Source organism: Enterobacter sp. SORGH_AS_0287 (assembly GCF_031453695.1).
Taxonomy (GTDB): Bacteria; Pseudomonadota; Gammaproteobacteria; order Enterobacterales; family Enterobacteriaceae; genus Enterobacter; species Enterobacter ludwigii.
This window is the reverse complement of sequence record NZ_JAVIZW010000001.1, coordinates 2,886,718-2,903,594: the sequence shown is the minus strand read 5'-3', so window position 1 is coordinate 2,903,594 and position 16,877 is coordinate 2,886,718. Positions and strand designations below refer to the sequence as shown.

Sequence of the window (16,877 nt, the reverse complement as noted above, 5' to 3'; positions counted from 1 at the left end):
AGATATTTATATTTAGTTTTACTAAGTTTATATTTTAATTATTTTAAGGCCTTTATAATTAAATTTATCTGTGCTTTGTGAGATATTACCGCTGTTTTAGGCATTTCTTAAATGAAGCACACATCTCATCTTCTGCTTGTATTAATCAGTTTTACACTCAGGGACGAATACACTTATACCTTGATGCGTTTTAACGTTACTCATCATATGAAAATGGACACGGAGGGTCTATGTCGTCATTGAATGGTAAACATGGCGTCGTCATTAGCAGGATACCCGTAATGCAAAACGGGTTGGGGGGCGTGATGACACGCCATTTTGCCGATTTTGATTTAACGTTTTGCCGTTCGCTGCAGGAATTAACCCTGCTGCAGTTACGGCGTGCAGACGTCATTATCGCTGATATTTCAGGTGAATACAGGAATCCCCGGGGCACGCTCGAAGAATATTACGGTTTATTAAATCAATATCGGGATATTCACTGGATTTTTTTAGTCTCCCGGCCGCTTTACCCTATTGCCGTTGAGCTGCTGATGCGTCCGGAAAGCACGTTGCTTTCTGATATGGAGCCGATAGAAGGCGTAATTAACGCCATCCGTGCAGGCAGTGAACGGGCAGAGCGGATAAGCCAGACGTTATTAACGCCCGAGCCTGCCTGTAACGATGATGAAGACGACCGCGTCATTGCGCTCACCCACTCTGAACGCAAGGTATTGCGTCTGTTAGGCAAGGGCTGGGGGATTAACCAAATTGCCACTTTGCTCAAGAAGAGCAATAAAACGATCAGTGCACAGAAAAACAGTGCGATGCGACGGTTGTCATTACGGAGTAATGCCGATCTGTACGCCTGGATCAACAGTACTCAGGGATTGAGAGAGCTGAGTTTAATGTCAGCCTATGGAGAGTTCGAGGAATGGATAAAACCGGTTCAACAAGACATATTGCCGTCATCGAAAATTGCGCGATGAGTGCCGTCGGGCTGGAGCACCTGTTTGCGCTGCCCACGCTCAGCCATTATCAACTGCACATGTTCAGTGAGTTTGACTGCTTTAAGAAGGCGCTTCCTCATGTCTCTTTTTTCTCGCTGATCTATTCACTTTCTGATGCGCGAGAAGAGCGTCGAAACTGCCTGGCATCCCTGCGGGATCTCGCATTTACGCATAATCATATTCAGCGCATCATCCTGGCGGCAGATGAAATGGAAGCGCGGTTAATCAGCCATCTTTCCCCTTCACGCCTTCACGGTGTCGTCAGTAAATCGGTGTCGCTCGACCGCCTGCAGGAGGAACTGCTGGTGTTGCTGAGTGAAACGCTGCACATCAATGACAATATGCTCAACCACTGGTACAAGAGTCAAAACAGGATGTTAAGCCCAACGGAGCGGGCGATTTTGCGGTATATGTCCTGCGGGTTTTCTATTCCTGAAATCGCCGCGCAGCTTGAGCGCAATATTAAGACCATCCGGGCGCACAAGTTTAATGCGATGGTGAAGCTTGGGGTCAATTCTGACGTGGGACTGCTTGATGCGGCAGATATTCTGACTCATCTCCCGGCCCGGGATCCGCGAACATCAGTATTAAGCCAGCCGACATTTTTATAAGCTGATATCTGTGCGCCAGACAGGCTCTGGCGCCTCATTCAGATGCAAACATCTACCCATTTTGCGGACGTCAGTTCTGCCATTCTGTCTGGTGAAATACGCACGGCACTGTGAATTGCACCCGCGGCCGGCAGCACTTCAGCATACTGTTTCAGTGAAATATCGCAATAAACCGCGAGCGGATTTTCCAGCCCAAACGGGCACACGCCGCCAACAGGATGACCCGTGATGGTGACTACTTCATCACAACTGAGCATGCGTGCTTTTGCGCCAAACGTGTCTTTCAGTTTTTTATTATCCAGACGCGCATCACCTTTCGCGACCACCAGAATGACGTCATTTTTAACCTTCAACGACAGCGTTTTGGCGATTTGTCCCGGCTCAACACGATGGGCGGCAGCAGCCAACGCAACGGTTGCGGTACTCTGGCTAAGTTCAATAACCTCTATATCCGGAGCGTTGTCGGCAAAAAACTGCTGTACAGACTGCAAACTCATTGTTTCCTCCTGACAAATATCCCGCGTAATCTGTCATAAGAATTTATGCTCTGTAAATATCTCTTCAGTAACAAATATCCCACACGGCCGATTTCTGGATCGCCTTCACATTCACGGAAACCGGTTACAGTAACCGGTTGCAGACCGTGAGTGAGAGATTAATACTGACTGTGTAACGTCCCCTGTATCCAATAATAAGAGCTAAATATGAAACCATTCCGTCTGAGCAGTACCGCTGGTAAACGCGCCGGCAAGGTTGTGAAGGTGATGTATGGACCAACGTATGGCGTGAATGCGCCCGTCATAAACGTCTGAAAGGAGATCTGCTATGTCTGCCAACCATGCTGCGTTTAATCTGATATTTCGTTTTGTAGAAAATTACGTCAGCCCGATTGCCGGGCGGATCTCCTCCCAGCGTCATGTTATGGCTATTCGTGATGGCTTTATCTCCGCGATGCCGTTCATGATTGTGGGTTCATTTTTACTCGTCTTCGCGTATCCACCGTTTTCGCCTGATACCACCTGGGGTTTCGCGCGCGCCTGGCTGGACATGGCGAAGCAATTTGAAGGTCAGATCCTCACGCCGTTTGATATGACCATGGGCGTTATGTCCCTGTATATCTGCGCGGCCATTGCCTATAACCTTGGCAAACACTATGTCAAATCGCATCAGTTAGATCCGTTTATGTGCGCCATGCTGTCGCTGATGGCGTTTCTGCTGGTCGCGGCGCCGAAAACCAAAGGCACGCTTCCGGTCGACAGCCTCGGCGGGACAGGCATTTTTACCGCGATTCTGGTGGCTATCTACTGCGTTGAGATGATGCGTTTTCTCAAAGCGCATAACATCGGGATCCGCCTGCCGGACCAGGTTCCGCCGATGATCAAAAACTCCTTTGATCTGTTGATCCCGGTGCTGGTGGTGGTGTTGACGCTTTACCCGCTGAGTCTGGTGATTCAGTCTGAGTTTGGCATGCTGATCCCGCAGGCGATTATGTCTGTCTTCAAACCGCTGGTTTCCGCCGCAGACTCCTTGCCGGCAATCCTGCTGGCGGTGTTGATTGGGCATTTGCTGTGGTTCGCCGGGATCCACGGCGCCGCGATTGTCTCCGGGATGTTGCAGATGTTCTGGCTGACCAACCTGGGCGCTAACCAGACCGCGCTGGCCGCCAGCCAGCCGCTGCCGCATATTTTTATGGAAGCGTTCTGGACGTTCTTTATCGTCATCGGGGGGTCAGGTGCCACGATGGGGCTGGTGTTCTGCTACCTGCGTAGCCGCTCCGCTCATCTGCGTTCTATCGGCCGTCTGAGCGTGGTGCCAAGCCTCTTTAACATCAACGAACCCGTTATTTTCGGTACGCCGATTGTCATGAACCCGGTGTTCTTTATTCCGTTCCTGCTGGCACCCATGGTTAACGCCGTGCTGGCCTGGTCGGCGATGAAGTTCGATCTGATTGGCCGCGTGATCTCCGTTGTGCCGTGGACGGCACCTGCACCGGTAGGTGCCGCATGGGCGCTGGGCTGGGATTTCCGTGCAGCCATTCTGGTGGTGGTCCTGGCGTGCGTATCGGCCATCATCTACTTCCCGTTCTTTAAAGTGTACGAGAAGCAACTGCTGGAGCAGGAAGCGGAAGAAGCGCAACGTAATGCGGAAGAGGAAAATCAGCAGATAGCGTGAGAAACGGGTGCCGGGTCAGCGTTAATGCGGCCCGGCAACACCTGACCTTACTTGAGCGTACAATCTCCACACTGCTGAACGTCCGGCAGGCGATAACGCTGGCAGCAGGTGCGACGAACCAGAAGCCCGTCACGAAGGACCACGGTGCGGAATAACGGGTTATCGCGACCATCGGAAAGTTGTTTTGCAAAGAAACAGGACTGGCGCAGGGCCTCGACCTTCTCATCACCGAGCAGAGGTTTCATTTCCGTCAAATACCAGTGGATTAAATACCCGGTATTGCTCCAGATAAGCTTCCCGTTGATTTCCCCCGTCTCTTCCAGCGCATCCACTACCGGGATCAGGGCGCGAGTTATGAGCTGCTCCATACGTTCCTGAGCAGAGAGGTGCTCCGCGTTCTGGTCTTCGTGGAGATCAATCCAGAAACAGGCCGCTCGGCCGGTCTCGTGGAACTCGACATGAAAATATTCCGGGGAGAGTTCAAGCATGCCCTTTTGAGTGAGCAGCGCCAGCATGAGTGGGGGCACCATCAGCCCGATATACCACTGCGCCCAGAGGGAGAGCAGGGGTTTGTTTTCCCGCGTAAGGGTCGGTTGATTGCGATAGATATGGTCGGAATAGGTTGCCAGCAACGACTGCAGTGTCGACGGCTGTCGCCACTCTTCCAGCGTCATGGCGTGGTGCGGGTGCGCTTCATCCAGCCTGATAAAGTCCAGCAGGTGGGCGCGGGTTTTAGCGATCTTATCCCTGATGGCATCCGCAAGCGAAACATTCCCGGTGGGGAGGCGGGCTCTCCAGAGAAGTGGTTCAACGATTTGTGCGGTATGAGTGGCCATAGTAGAGATACAAATCTAAATGATAATGATTGCCAATCCTAACTATTGCTCATACCGATGGCAAGACTTTTGTCCTCGTTATATGACGCCGCGCTTACGCGGTCTGAAGCTCTTCGCTCAGCAGGATGTTATTGCGCCCCATATGCTTTGCTTCGTAGAGGGCTTTGTCCGCTTTCTCCAGTGCGCCTTCGGCGTCTTCATCCTCAAAAATGGCAATCCCAATGCTGATGGTGACGTTTGTCGCCACGCTTTCATTGAACATATGCGGGATTTTTAAATCGTAGACTTTCTGGCGGATCCGCTCTGCCGTCTGGCGGGCATGCTCGAGAGAAATATTGGTCAGCAGAACCATAAATTCTTCCCCGCCGAAGCGCGCCACAATATCGCGTGAACGCACGGCATCACGGATGGCAGCAGAGACCCGGATCAGCGCCTGGTCGCCCATCATATGGCCGTAGTGGTCGTTGTAGGCCTTAAAGTGGTCGATATCCATCAGCAGGACAAAGTGCTCGCCGTTCTCCACTGCCGGAAGATTCTCCAGCCGGCTTTGCAGTCCGCGACGGTTATAAAGGCCGGTAAGCGGGTCCATCATGCTCAGATCGGTGAGGGTCTCACGCTCCTCCAGCAAACGGGAAAGCAGTTCCTGCGCGAAGCGATCGTTACGTCTTTGCAAAATGTTATGAATCGCAATTGCTACCACAGGAAGTGCGAAAGAATAGGTCATTCTCAGCCATATATCATGATTACTTAACCACAGGCAGACAATAAAGGTGGGGAAGGAGTGCAGCGTAAATGCTTTGATATTACTGGCGAAGGCCAGCGTACCAATAAACAGTACCGTTAATAATGCCATGATCAAATAGGTCGCCTGATCGTGGGTAATTAACGAAAATTTCGAGGCCACCTGCCACGCCCATAAAATACCGAAGATCGCTGAAACGGCAGGAATATTTACCTTGCGGGTTCTCTTTTTCCAGTGCCAGACGAGTAGCCCGATGCTGATAACAAAAATAGAAATCAGAGGGACCGATAACAGGCGAATAGAATAGAGCGGGTTTGTTACCGAGAACACAGCTGAGGTCGCGTTCAGAAATAAAAATAAACGTAACGATAATTGATATTTACTGTGGACCAAAGACCGCCAGGATTGTGATGTCATAGTAGTGCGTTTTTATTAATATTTAATTAAAACAGGTAAATAGGTGTTGTTTCGCAATGAAAGATGCAAAAAACTCAAAGAGTAATTATCAGAAAAACTTTAGGTCTAGTTAACAGGTGAGCAATTTATCACCTTAGGCATTTCCTGTCATTACAGGAAAGGTAAAGGGGGAGAGTTTTTGATTAATCGTACTGACAAATGATAATTGATATTATATGATATTGGTTATCATTATCAATGTGAAAGGTCGAACCATGTTGAACAGGGCGCTGGGAAGTGGTTGGGGAGTGTTACTGCCGGGGGCGATTCTTGGCGGTCTGATGTTTGCCGATCTCTCCATTGATGTCTGGAAAGCGCTCATTGTGTCAGGACTGTTAGTGACGTCAGGGATGATCTGGCATAAACAGCTGCGCCACTTTGTGTTACTGCCGTCATGCGTAGCACTGGTCAGTGGAATTCTGGTGATACTGATGAGTTTGAAATAAGCGGAAAGCGAGAAGAACGTCAGAAAGGATGTAAGATAATTGGTGCGAGGGGGGGGACTTGAACCCCCACGTCCGTAAGGACACTAACACCTGAAGCTAGCGCGTCTACCAATTCCGCCACCTTCGCACAGTCATCTTACTTTTTTGATATCGCCTCGTTGGTGCGAGGGGGGGGACTTGAACCCCCACGTCCGTAAGAACACTAACACCTGAAGCTAGCGCGTCTACCAATTCCGCCACCTTCGCCCAGTGCGAGCAATATCAACGTGATTTATGGTGCGAGGGGGGGGACTTGAACCCCCACGTCCGTAAGGACACTAACACCTGAAGCTAGCGCGTCTACCAATTCCGCCACCTTCGCATACCATCGACACTGTAAAAGTATCGTAACCACGGAGGCGCATTCTAGATGTTTTCAGCTTTACGTCAACAGAAAAATGCGCACGCTGTTTTGATTGCTGCAAAAATGGCCGATGGTAGCGCCCGGTTTTGCCGGATAGCGGTTACGCGTATCCGGCCTGCCAGATAAGGAGGATTACTTCTTAGCCTGACGCGTCATCACGGTGCGGTAAACCTTAAAGCGACCCGTCTGGGCGATGACTTCATGGAAGCCAAAGGTTTCATCCAGCACTTTCGGGTACGGCAAGAAGGCGTTAGCCACGATACGCAGTTCACCCCCGCTGTTCAGATGACGTACTGCACCACGGATCAGCGTTTGCGCCGCTTCAAGGCTGGTTTCCATACCATCGTGGAACGGCGGGTTGGAGATGATCATGTCGAAACGGCCATTCACATCAGAGAAGACGTTGCTGGCAAACACGTCGCCTTCCAGGCCGTTTGCAGCAAGCGTTGCGCGGCTTGCTTCAACCGCCGGGGCGCTCACATCGCACAGGGTTAAGCGCACTTTTGGCGAATGGCTCGCCAGTACGGTCGCCAGTACACCCGCGCCACAGCCGACATCCAGCACTTTGCCTTTCGTATGCGGCGTCAGGGTAGAGAGCAGCAGCTGGCTGCCCACGTCCAGACCGTCGCGGCTGAAGACGCCTGGCAGAGTTTTAATGGTCAGACCGTCAAGCTGATACTCATCCCAGAATTTCTCAGCATCAAAGGTCGCCTGTTTTTCCAGACGGCCGTGATACAGGCCACAGCGACGGGCGCTGTCGATTTTATTCAGCTGCGCATAGCCTTCCAGCATCTGTTCTGCGCTACGAACGCCACTGCGGTTCTCACCGACCACAAAAATATCGCAGCCAACGGGCAGCAGAGAAAGCAGGTTCATCAGCTGGAACTGGGCTTCTGGCTTGTTCTTCGGCCAGTAGTAGATGAGCGTGTCGCAGTCGGCGATGTCGCTCTGTTCAGCGACCAGGCTAAAGCGCGCGCGGTCGTCCATCTGGCGGCTCAGTACCTGCCAGTGGTGGTAGTATTGGGTGTGGGCACGGCTTTCAGCACAGTCGAAACGTGCGGGCAGGTCATCCTGCATATCTCCGGCAAACAGAATACGGCTTTCTTCGAAATCATCACTGTGACGCAGCAAGACTTCACTTGCCGGGGTAAATGCAGACATGAATTGTTCCTCAATTAACTCAGGCGGGGATTATAGTAGGTAGATGGCGCAGTTTCGACACATTTGCTATATTTGCGCGCCTGAGAGACAGGAGTTTTCCCTATGACATCCCGACGAGACTGGCAGTTGCAGCAACTGGGCATCACCCAGTGGGCCTTGCGTCGCCCGACGGCGTTGAAGGGCGAAATCGCCATCTCCATCCCTGCGCACGTCCGGCTGGTGATGGTGGCGGAGGAACTGCCTGCCCTGAATGACCCCCTTATTGGTGATGTCCTTCGTAGCCTGAAGCTGACCACTGAACAGGTTTTACAGCTTACGCCAGATAGGGTCACCATGCTGCCATCCGACAGCCGCTGCAACAGCTGGCGTATGGGAGACATCGATGAGGTCTCCCTGGAAGGGAGCCAGATCTGCTCGCCAGCGCTGGACGAACTGAAAGCCAACCCAAAAGCGCGCAGCGCGCTATGGCAACAAATCTGCGAATATGAACACGATTTCTTCCCTCACGACGCCTGATCTGACCGCGGCGTACGCGATTGAAACGCGCGCCCATGCTTTTCCATGGAGCGAAAAAACCCTCGCCAGCAATCAGGGCGAGCGGTATCTGAATTACCGTCTGGACGTCGACGGCACGATGGCCGCTTTTGCCATCACGCAGGTCGTTCTGGACGAAGCGACGCTGTTTAATATCGCGGTTGATCCCGCGTATCAGCGCCGGGGGCTGGGAAGAGAACTGCTTGAGTATCTCATTCGCGAGCTCGAAACCCGTGACGTTTTCACCCTGTGGCTGGAGGTGCGCGCGTCGAATGTCGCCGCCATCGCACTCTATGAAAGCTTAGGCTTTAACGAGGCGACTATCCGCCGTAACTACTACCCCACCGCAGAGGGACGTGAAGACGCCATCATAATGGCTCTGCCGCTTGGATAACTAAAATAAGGTTGTAACGATGAAATGGGACTGGATTTTCTTTGATGCCGACGAAACGCTGTTTACGTTTGACTCGTTTGGCGGCCTACAGCGGATGTTTCTCGATTATAGCGTTACCTTCACCGCTGAAGACTTTCAGGACTATCAGGCGGTAAACAAACCGCTGTGGGTGGATTACCAGAACGGTGCCATCACCGCGTTACAGCTGCAGCACCAGCGCTTTGATGTCTGGGCCGAGCGGTTAAACGTCAGCCCGGGTGCGCTTAACGATGCCTTTCTTAATGCTATGGCGGATATCTGCGCGCCGTTGCCGGGCGCGGTTTCCCTGCTGGACGCCCTGAAGGGCAAGGCGAAGCTGGGCATTATTACCAACGGGTTTACCGCCCTGCAGCAGATCCGCCTTGAGCGTACGGGCCTGCGCGATCATTTTGACGCGCTGGTGATCTCTGAAGAGGTGGGCGTACCTAAGCCGGATCCGCGTATTTTTGATTATGCGCTGGAACAAGCGGGCAATCCCGATCGTGAACGAGTGCTGATGGTCGGGGACACCGCGGAGTCGGATATTCGTGGCGGGATGAACGCCGGCCTGTCGACCGTCTGGCTGAATGCACACGGTCGCACGTTGCCGGAAGGTATCCAGCCGACCTGGACCGTCACGTCATTGAACGAACTGGAGCAGCTCCTGTGTAAACAATGATTGCCTGCCCCCCATTGATGGGTAAAATAGCCGCATTTTTCGTATCCCATGATGCGCGGCCTGACGCCGCGCTTATATAGAAGATTTCATTATGACGTTGTCTCCTTATCTGCAAGAGGTGGCCAGGCGCCGTACTTTTGCCATTATCTCTCACCCGGATGCCGGTAAAACGACCATCACCGAGAAGGTGTTACTGTTCGGACAGGCGATTCAGACTGCGGGTACCGTAAAAGGCCGTGGTTCCAACCAGCATGCAAAATCTGACTGGATGGAGATGGAAAAGCAGCGTGGTATTTCCATTACCACCTCCGTGATGCAGTTCCCGTATCATGATTGCCTGGTCAACCTGCTGGATACCCCAGGGCACGAAGACTTCTCGGAAGATACCTACCGTACGCTGACGGCGGTGGACTGCTGTCTGATGGTCATCGACGCCGCGAAAGGGGTAGAAGATCGTACCCGTAAGCTGATGGAAGTTACCCGTCTGCGCGATACGCCGATCCTCACCTTTATGAACAAACTCGACCGTGACATCCGCGACCCGATGGAGCTGATGGATGAAGTGGAAAACGAGCTGAAAATTGCCTGTGCGCCTATCACCTGGCCCATTGGCTGCGGCAAGCTGTTCAAGGGTGTCTATCACCTTTATAAAGACGAAACCTATCTTTACCAGACCGGTAAAGGCCATACCATTCAGGAAGTCCGTATCGTAAAAGGTCTGGATAACCCGGAGCTGGATGCGGCTGTGGGTGAAGAGCTGGCCGCGCAGCTGCGTGACGAGCTGGAGCTGGTTCAAGGTGCATCTCACGAATTCGACAGAGAGCTGTTCCTGAGCGGTGAAATCACCCCGGTCTTCTTTGGTACCGCGCTGGGTAACTTCGGCGTTGACCATATGCTTGATGGGCTGGTGGAGTGGGCGCCACAACCGATGTCACGTAAAACTGACACCCGTGAAGTGGAAGCGAAAGAAGAGAAGTTCACCGGTTTCGTCTTTAAAATTCAGGCCAACATGGACCCGAAACACCGTGACCGCGTCGCCTTTATGCGCGTGGTGTCCGGTAAGTATGAAAAGGGCATGAAGCTGCGTCAGGTACGTATCGGTAAAGATGTGGTGATCTCCGATGCGCTGACCTTTATGGCGGGCGACCGTTCGCACGTTGAAGAAGCCTATCCGGGCGACATCATCGGTCTGCACAACCACGGTACGATTCAGATCGGCGATACCTTCACCCAGGGTGAAATGATGAAGTTCACCGGTATTCCGAACTTCGCACCGGAACTGTTCCGTCGTATTCGCCTGCGCGATCCGCTGAAGCAGAAACAGCTGCTGAAAGGGCTGGTTCAGCTTTCCGAAGAGGGCGCAGTCCAGGTGTTCCGCCCAATCGCTAACAACGATCTGATCGTAGGCGCTGTCGGTGTGCTGCAGTTCGACGTGGTCGTTGCGCGTCTGAAGAGCGAGTACAACGTGGAAGCGATCTATGAATCGGTTAACGTGGCGACCGCGCGCTGGGTAGAGTGTTCTGACGTGAAGAAATTCGAAGAATTTAAACGTAAGAACGAAGTGCAGCTGGCACTGGATGGCGGTGATAACCTGACGTATATCGCTCCAACCATGGTCAACCTGAACCTGACTCAGGAACGTTATCCTGATGTCCAGTTCCGCAAAACGCGCGAACACTGATCCCCTCTCAGAGCGCGGCAATCGCCGTGCTCTTCTTTATTTCCTGTCTTATTAATCTCTTGCGGAATGTTCTTAATTCAACATTATTTCGCGTCTTTTGCTCGTTTTTTACCCAAATCTGAAAGCGGCACTGTGAGAGTGATCTATATTTAACTCAGTGTTTAACACCGGGCGTGGATGAATTAACTGTTCAATGCATGACTTTGGGTTCTCCATTTTGCCCGTGTGTTCATTCGCAATATATAAAACTAGCAATTAGGGAAGTATGTCGCCCGAATGACGGGTATACACAGGAATACATCGATGAATATGACAAGACTGAAGATTTCTAAAACTCTGCTGGCTGTGACACTGGGTAGCCTCCTGGTAAGTGGTTCTGCTCTGGCTGAAACCAGCACTATGGATAAAGCGCAGTCCACCGCCGATACCGCAGGGCAAAAAATCGATAGCTCTATGAATAAAGTCGGTAATTTCATGGATGACAGCTCAATCACAGCAAAAGTGAAAGCCGCACTGGTGGATGATGAAGCTATCAAGAGCACCGATATTTCCGTTAAAACTGACAAGAAAGTTGTCACCCTGAGTGGTTTTGTAGAAAGCCAGGCCCAGGCCGAACAGGCGGTAAAAGTGGCGAAGGGTGTTGAAGGTGTAGCGTCCGTGAGCGACAAACTGCACGTTCGGGACAGCAAAAACGCGTCGGTGAAAGGGTATGCCGGAGATGCAGCCACCACCAGCGAAATCAAAGCTAAACTTTTAGCAGATGACATCGTGCCATCTCGTAAAGTGAAAGTGGAAACCACCGATGGCGTGGTTCAGCTTTCCGGTACGGTCGATTCTCAGGCGCAAAGTGAGCGCGCCGAGTCCATCGCGAAAGCGATCGATGGTGTTAAAAGCGTTAAAAACGATCTGAAAACGAAGTAAATCTGCACCATTCGCCCGTCTGGCTAACGTCAGCGGGCGAAATAAAAATGACTCTGGAAAATCGCCGGTGAGTGACCTGAGCGCGCTCACATTTAGCGGCCGACATTAACTATGGTAAAGGAGAAGCTTATGTTTCGTTGGGGCATTATATTTCTGGTTATCGCGTTAATTGCCGCCGCATTGGGCTTTGGTGGTCTGGCAGGTACAGCGGCATGGGCAGCAAAAATTGTCTTCGTCGTGGGTATTATTCTGTTCCTGGTCAGCCTGTTTACGGGTCGTCGACGTCCGTAGCAAACGCAATATTCCTTCAACAAAAAAAAGCCAGTCCTCGTGACTGGCTTTTTCTTGTTTCAGTCGCTGGTCGGGTGCGCTACTGTGTCATAACAGAAAAATGAAAACAGGAAAGCAGAGGTGGGGCAACGAATTCCCGTTACGCTCGGCAATATTGCGCCGCTGGCGTTAAAGCCGTTTCGCGCAGGCCCGCTTGCGCTGGTGTGTGAAGGTGGCGGACAGCGCGGCATTTTTACGGCCGGTGTGCTGGACGAGTTTATGCGCGCGCAATTCAACCCGTTTGACCTGTACTTCGGGACCTCTGCCGGGGCGCAAAACCTCTCTGCTTATGTCTGTAACCAGCCCGGCTACGCGCGAAAAGTGATCATGCGCTACACCACGGCGAAAGAATTTTTCAACCCGGTGCGCTTTGTGCGTGGCGGGAACCTGATTGACCTTGACTGGCTGCTGGATTCGACCTCAAGCCAGATGCCGCTGGCAATGGATACGGCGGCGCGCCTGTTCGACAGCGGAAAAGAGTTCTGGATGTGCGCCAGCCGTGGTGATGACTACACGCCGGGGTATTTCTCTCCTCAAAAAGAGAACTGGCTGGATATCATTCGCGCCTCCAGCGCCATTCCCGGTTTCTATCGTTCCGGCGCGCTGCTGGACGGCATCAGCTATCTGGACGGCGGCATCAGTGACGCGGTGCCGGTACAGGAAGCTGCGCGACGCGGGGCAAAAACCATTGTGGTGATCCGCACCGTCCCGTCGCAAATGTACTATACCCCGCAGTGGTTTAAACGCATGGAGCGCTGGTTAGGCGACAGCAGCCTGCAACATCTAGTCAATATCGCGAAGCAGCATGAAACGACCTACGGCGCCATGCAGCGCTTTATTGAAAAACCGCCGGGTAAGCTGCGTATATTTGAAATTTACCCGCCCAAACCGCTGGTCAGCATGGCGCTGGGCAGCCGCGTTCCTGCGCTGCGTACCGATTACAAAACGGGGCGCCTGTGCGGGCGTTACTTCCTGGCGACAATAGGCAAACTGCTGGCTGAACAACCGCCTATACATCGTCATAAAGCCATTATTACCCCACCGGCAGTGGTGGCGAATGATGCGCTGGCGATGCCACTGGTGGATGCTCCGCAGGCGAATGACGCATTGTTAGATAATGAGGATCTGGCGTGACGTACCGGTTTATCGATACCCACTGTCATTTTGATTTTCCACCGTTTACGGGGGATGAAGAGCAAAGCATCACGCGAGCTGCACAAGCCGGCGTAGAGGCGATAATTGTGCCGGCGGTTGAAGCGGCATACTTTGAGCGGGTACTGGATCTCTCAAGGCGACACCAGGCGCTGTACGCCGCGCTCGGCCTGCATCCCATTGTGATTGAACACCATCTTGATGAGCATATCGACGCGCTGGACGCCATTGTGCAGACGGCTGGCGACAAACTTGTCGCCATCGGTGAGATCGGCCTCGATCTCTATCGCGACGATCCGCAGTTTGCGCGCCAGCAGACGATCCTTGATGCGCAGCTGCGTCTGGCGAAGCGCCACGATCTGCCGGTGATCCTTCACTCCCGTCGAACCCATGACAAACTGGCAATGCATCTGAAGCGTATCGATCTTCCGCGAAGGGGCGTTGTGCACGGTTTTTCAGGGAGCCTGCAGCAGGCGCAGCGCTTTATTGCGCTGGGCTATAAAATTGGCGTCGGGGGTACCATCACCTATCCACGCGCCAGTAAAACCCGCGATGTGATGGCGCAGCTGCCGCTCGAAGCATTATTACTGGAAACCGACGCACCGGATATGCCGCTCAACGGTTTTCAGGGGCAGCCAAATCGCCCGGAGCAGGCCGCTCGGGTCTTTGACACGCTCTGTGAGTTGCGCGAGGAGCCGGAAGAGGTGATTGCGCATGCCCTGCTGGAGAATACCCGCGCGGTATTTGGTATCACGCTATAGATAAAGCGCCGGTCGGATTACCACAATCTGCTGTTGTTCCAGCGCCCGCGCCAGCGGCTCAATATCTTCTGGCGTGGCGCTGCGCCAGGACGCCGCCTCACCGTAAACGCCGTGAGCATGAAAGGCGTTAATGCGTACCGGGACATTGCCCAACGCGTGGATAAACGCCGTCAGTGCTTTGAGATGCTCCAGATAATCACACTGCTCCGGGATCACCAGTAATCGCAGTTCCGCCAGCCGCTGGTGGTGTGCCAGCCAGCGGATACTGTGCTTAATCTGCGGATTTTCGCGTCCGGTCAGGAAGCGATGGTGTTCGTTCCCCCAGGCCTTCAAATCCACCATTGCCCCGTCGAATACCGGCAGCAGTTTTTGCCAGCCGGTTTCCCCTAACAGACCGTTGCTGTCCACCAGGCACGTCAGGTGTTGCAGGGCCGGGATCGGCTTTGATCGCCGTGAAGAGCGCCACCAGGAACGGTAGCTGCGTTGTCGCTTCACCGCCGCTCACGGTAATACCTTCAATAAAGGGTGCGGATTTAGAGAGCTGAGTGAGGATCTCGTCGACGCTAAAACGGTGCGCCATTGGCGTTGCCTGCTGCTGGCACAACTGCAGGCAGGTATCACACTGCTGACACTGACTCTCCTGCCACCAGACCCGCCCGGCCTGTATGTTCAGCGCATCGTGCGGACAGTGGGGTACGCAGTCGCCGCAGTCGTTGCAGCGTCCGATGGTCCACGGATTGTGGCAGGTTTTGCAGCGCAGGTTGCACCCCTGGAGAAACAGAGCCAGGCGGCTGCCCGGCCCGTCCACGCAGGAGAAGGGGATCACCTGACTAACTAAAGCGCATCTGCTGTTCATGGCTTATCACGCGTGGCTGGCGCTCCAGGATGCGGGTGTGTCGGGCGGCTTCTTCTCCAAGCCAGGTGGTGTTAGTGCGTGACCCTGTTTCACGGTATTTCTCCAGGTCGGACAACCGCACCATATATCCGGTCACGCGTACCAGATCGTTACCGGCCACGTTGGCGGTGAACTCCCGCATTCCCGCGTTGAACGCACCCAGACACAGTTGCACCACGGCCTGCGGGTTGCGTTTGACCGTCTCGTCCAGCGTCAGGATGTCGCTAATCCCGGCGTGATAGTGCTTGTGGTGTGGCGCCACGCTCAGCAGGTGGCTAATCGGGTCCGGCTCCTCCCCGTAAGGCAACCGCGCGCCCGGCGTCGTACCGATATCAGAGCTTATTCCGGACTGGGCATGCAGCATCGCACGCTGTTTCCAGCCGTATTTTACCGGTGTGCTTTCAACAAACGCCGCGAGCTGTTCGCTGATCCGATACCCCAGCGCGTTGGCCTGGTCGTCTTTACCGTAACGGCCCGGTGAACCCGCTTTCTCACACAGTACGTTCACCGCTTCGGCCAGGCCATACATGCCGAACATCGGCACAAAGCGGTCGGGATCAATCAGCCCCTCTTTGACGAGGAAGCTATTCTCAAAGAAGCCGGATTTTTGATACAGGAACTCGCAGCGGGCATTGATGACGGCCAGTTGCTGCTGGCAGTAGTGGGGCAACGTACGGCTAAAAAAGTCTTCGGGCGAGTCGCTGTGTTCGGCAATGGCCTTCAGGTTCAGGCGCACCAGCGTGCTGCCACCGCCTGCCAGCGGCAGGGAGTTGTAACAACTCACGATACCATAACGGCTTTTTGTGAAAATTTTATCATTCACCGGGCCGTTAGAAATATGGGGTTTGCTGCATTCACAGAGGTTTTCGGCCACCCTGAGCAGCAGTGAATCTTGTGTGATATCGGGATCATAAATAAAGGTCAGATTCGGTGCGACCTGCTTCAGCTCTGCATCAGCGCGTAAAATCGCGCGGGTAACGGGCGTGTCCGCCGGACCAATATTGGCATGCATAAACGCATCCGGAAGCGTTCTGTCGAGATAGCGCCAGAAACGTTTTATTCGGCTATCGATTTCTTCTTGTGTTAGAATATTAACATACGGTTGCAGTAATGCATCAAGATGACCGAGGAAGACCGGCATCGATGTGACAGAAGGAACATGGTGGTACAGGATGGTCAGCAGTGAGAGCGCGTCATCCAGATCCTTTGCCCCTTCCAGTTCCAGCCATGCCGAGCCGTTGGCGAGGAATCTGGCGTAATCAGGCAGAACATAGCGCGGTTTATAAGGCGCATGGCCTTCGAACATGTCGCAGATAAATCCCTCTTCCAGCGCGGTGCGAGCGGCCTGAGGCAGCGCGGGGTAGGGAAGATGGTTCTCCGCTTCCAGCGCCAGAAAATGACGTTTTTGCTCGGGGGTCAATACCGGGCTTGTCACAATTTGCTGGCAACGTTGTTGCAGTGCGTGAGGGCTGGCGTGGGACATATTCGCTTCCTTTATGGTTCTGCGGATGATGACCGAATTGTAGGAAGTCATCCCGGGGGGACTTTTGATCCCACACCGGGTATCGCTGCTTTAATCAGCAGCGATAGCAGTAAAATTTGAAGTTCATCTCATTACAGTAATGCAAATTTGTACGCAGTTTTCATTAACTGTGATGAATGTCGAAGTGTAAGTGCGGCTGGATGTTAGAATAGT

General features: G+C 53.2%; 17 protein-coding genes, 3 tRNA genes and 1 pseudogene. 12 read left to right on the top strand and 9 right to left on the bottom strand.

Annotation, left to right across the window (positions count from 1 at the left end):
* Nucleotides 1–230: 230 nt before the first annotated feature.
* Nucleotides 231–968, top strand: coding sequence for a LuxR C-terminal-related transcriptional regulator (locus tag QE396_RS13775; RefSeq protein ID WP_014168509.1), 738 nt, complete (start codon nucleotides 231–233; stop codon nucleotides 966–968).
* On the top strand, nucleotides 965–1,600 hold the full coding sequence (gene bglJ / locus QE396_RS13770; protein WP_032670772.1) for a DNA-binding transcriptional activator BglJ: 636 nt from the start codon (nucleotides 965–967) through the stop codon (nucleotides 1,598–1,600). The genes QE396_RS13775 and bglJ overlap by 4 nt, the downstream gene beginning before the upstream one ends.
* A gap of 38 nt (nucleotides 1,601–1,638) precedes the next feature.
* Here the strand turns inward: bglJ and QE396_RS13765 are convergent, their stop codons facing one another.
* Complete coding sequence (locus tag QE396_RS13765) at nucleotides 1,639–2,097, bottom strand: YbaK/EbsC family protein (RefSeq protein ID WP_014168511.1); 459 nt, start codon at nucleotides 2,095–2,097, stop codon at nucleotides 1,639–1,641.
* Nucleotides 2,098–2,425: 328 nt separating this feature from the next.
* Between QE396_RS13765 and QE396_RS13760 the strand changes: the two genes are divergently transcribed.
* Entirely contained in the window at nucleotides 2,426–3,772 is a 1,347-nt protein-coding gene (locus tag QE396_RS13760) for a PTS cellobiose transporter subunit IIC (protein WP_014168512.1), read from the top strand.
* A 47-nt stretch (nucleotides 3,773–3,819) separates the two neighbouring features.
* On the opposite strand, the gene fhuF is transcribed toward QE396_RS13760, so the two are convergent.
* Both fhuF and QE396_RS13750 read right to left on the bottom strand, forming a co-directional pair.
* Entirely contained in the window at nucleotides 3,820–4,608 is a 789-nt protein-coding gene (fhuF, locus tag QE396_RS13755; RefSeq protein WP_020885292.1) for a siderophore-iron reductase FhuF, read from the bottom strand.
* A gap of 94 nt (nucleotides 4,609–4,702) precedes the next feature.
* The gene (locus tag QE396_RS13750) at nucleotides 4,703–5,767 is read right to left on the bottom strand and encodes a GGDEF domain-containing protein (protein ID WP_020885291.1); all 1,065 of its coding nucleotides are present in this window, start codon (nucleotides 5,765–5,767) and stop codon (nucleotides 4,703–4,705) included.
* Between the two features lie 215 nt (nucleotides 5,768–5,982).
* On the opposite strand from QE396_RS13750, the gene QE396_RS13745 reads away from it, so the two are divergent.
* Nucleotides 5,983–6,252: a DUF1435 domain-containing protein gene (locus QE396_RS13745; RefSeq protein WP_059306528.1), complete on the top strand. Its 270-nt coding sequence runs from the start codon at nucleotides 5,983–5,985 to the stop codon at nucleotides 6,250–6,252.
* 40 nt (nucleotides 6,253–6,292) lie between these two features.
* Here QE396_RS13745 and QE396_RS13740 read toward each other — a convergent pair.
* From QE396_RS13740 to rsmC, 4 genes are all read right to left on the bottom strand, one after another.
* Nucleotides 6,293–6,379 (bottom strand) — tRNA-Leu (locus tag QE396_RS13740).
* A 32-nt stretch (nucleotides 6,380–6,411) separates the two neighbouring features.
* Nucleotides 6,412–6,498 (bottom strand) — tRNA-Leu (locus QE396_RS13735).
* Between the two features lie 28 nt (nucleotides 6,499–6,526).
* Nucleotides 6,527–6,613, bottom strand: a tRNA-Leu gene (locus tag QE396_RS13730).
* A gap of 174 nt (nucleotides 6,614–6,787) precedes the next feature.
* The gene (gene rsmC, locus QE396_RS13725) at nucleotides 6,788–7,816 is read right to left on the bottom strand and encodes a 16S rRNA (guanine(1207)-N(2))-methyltransferase RsmC (RefSeq protein ID WP_014168516.1); all 1,029 of its coding nucleotides are present in this window, start codon (nucleotides 7,814–7,816) and stop codon (nucleotides 6,788–6,790) included.
* Between the two features lie 102 nt (nucleotides 7,817–7,918).
* On the opposite strand from rsmC, the gene QE396_RS13720 reads away from it, so the two are divergent.
* The 8 genes from QE396_RS13720 (at nucleotide 7,919) to QE396_RS13685 (ending at nucleotide 14,286) form a co-directional block, all read left to right on the top strand.
* Nucleotides 7,919–8,332, top strand: a complete 414-nt coding sequence (locus tag QE396_RS13720) for a DNA polymerase III subunit psi (protein WP_279256638.1) — start codon at nucleotides 7,919–7,921, stop codon at nucleotides 8,330–8,332.
* A complete protein-coding gene (gene rimI / locus QE396_RS13715) occupies nucleotides 8,301–8,744 on the top strand; it encodes a ribosomal protein S18-alanine N-acetyltransferase (RefSeq protein ID WP_014168518.1) in 444 nt (147 codons plus the stop codon). Before QE396_RS13720 ends, rimI begins: the two co-directional genes overlap by 32 nt.
* Before the next feature lie 19 nt (nucleotides 8,745–8,763).
* A complete protein-coding gene (gene yjjG / locus QE396_RS13710; protein WP_014168519.1) occupies nucleotides 8,764–9,441 on the top strand; it encodes a pyrimidine 5'-nucleotidase in 678 nt (225 codons plus the stop codon).
* 91 nt (nucleotides 9,442–9,532) lie between these two features.
* Nucleotides 9,533–11,122, top strand: a complete 1,590-nt coding sequence (gene prfC, locus QE396_RS13705) for a peptide chain release factor 3 (protein WP_014168520.1) — start codon at nucleotides 9,533–9,535, stop codon at nucleotides 11,120–11,122.
* Nucleotides 11,123–11,425: 303 nt separating this feature from the next.
* On the top strand, nucleotides 11,426–12,043 hold the full coding sequence (gene osmY, locus QE396_RS13700; RefSeq protein WP_134179300.1) for a molecular chaperone OsmY: 618 nt from the start codon (nucleotides 11,426–11,428) through the stop codon (nucleotides 12,041–12,043).
* A gap of 129 nt (nucleotides 12,044–12,172) precedes the next feature.
* Complete coding sequence (locus QE396_RS13695; protein WP_003856556.1) at nucleotides 12,173–12,334, top strand: DUF1328 domain-containing protein; 162 nt, start codon at nucleotides 12,173–12,175, stop codon at nucleotides 12,332–12,334.
* Between the two features lie 120 nt (nucleotides 12,335–12,454).
* A complete protein-coding gene (locus QE396_RS13690; protein ID WP_025205520.1) occupies nucleotides 12,455–13,507 on the top strand; it encodes a patatin family protein in 1,053 nt (350 codons plus the stop codon).
* Nucleotides 13,504–14,286, top strand: a complete 783-nt coding sequence (locus QE396_RS13685) for a TatD family hydrolase (RefSeq protein ID WP_047356946.1) — start codon at nucleotides 13,504–13,506, stop codon at nucleotides 14,284–14,286. Before QE396_RS13690 ends, QE396_RS13685 begins: the two co-directional genes overlap by 4 nt.
* On the opposite strand, the pseudogene QE396_RS13680 reads toward QE396_RS13685, so the two are convergent.
* Together QE396_RS13680 and QE396_RS13675 are read right to left on the bottom strand one after the other, a co-directional pair.
* A pseudogene (locus QE396_RS13680) lies at nucleotides 14,281–15,142 on the bottom strand (YjjW family glycine radical enzyme activase). The gene QE396_RS13685 and the pseudogene QE396_RS13680 sit on opposite strands and share 6 nt — an antisense overlap.
* The gene (locus QE396_RS13675; protein ID WP_309951353.1) at nucleotides 15,117–16,664 is read right to left on the bottom strand and encodes a YjjI family glycine radical enzyme; all 1,548 of its coding nucleotides are present in this window, start codon (nucleotides 16,662–16,664) and stop codon (nucleotides 15,117–15,119) included. Before QE396_RS13675 ends, QE396_RS13680 begins: the two are co-directional and overlap by 26 nt.
* Between the last annotated feature and the right edge of the window lie 213 nt (nucleotides 16,665–16,877).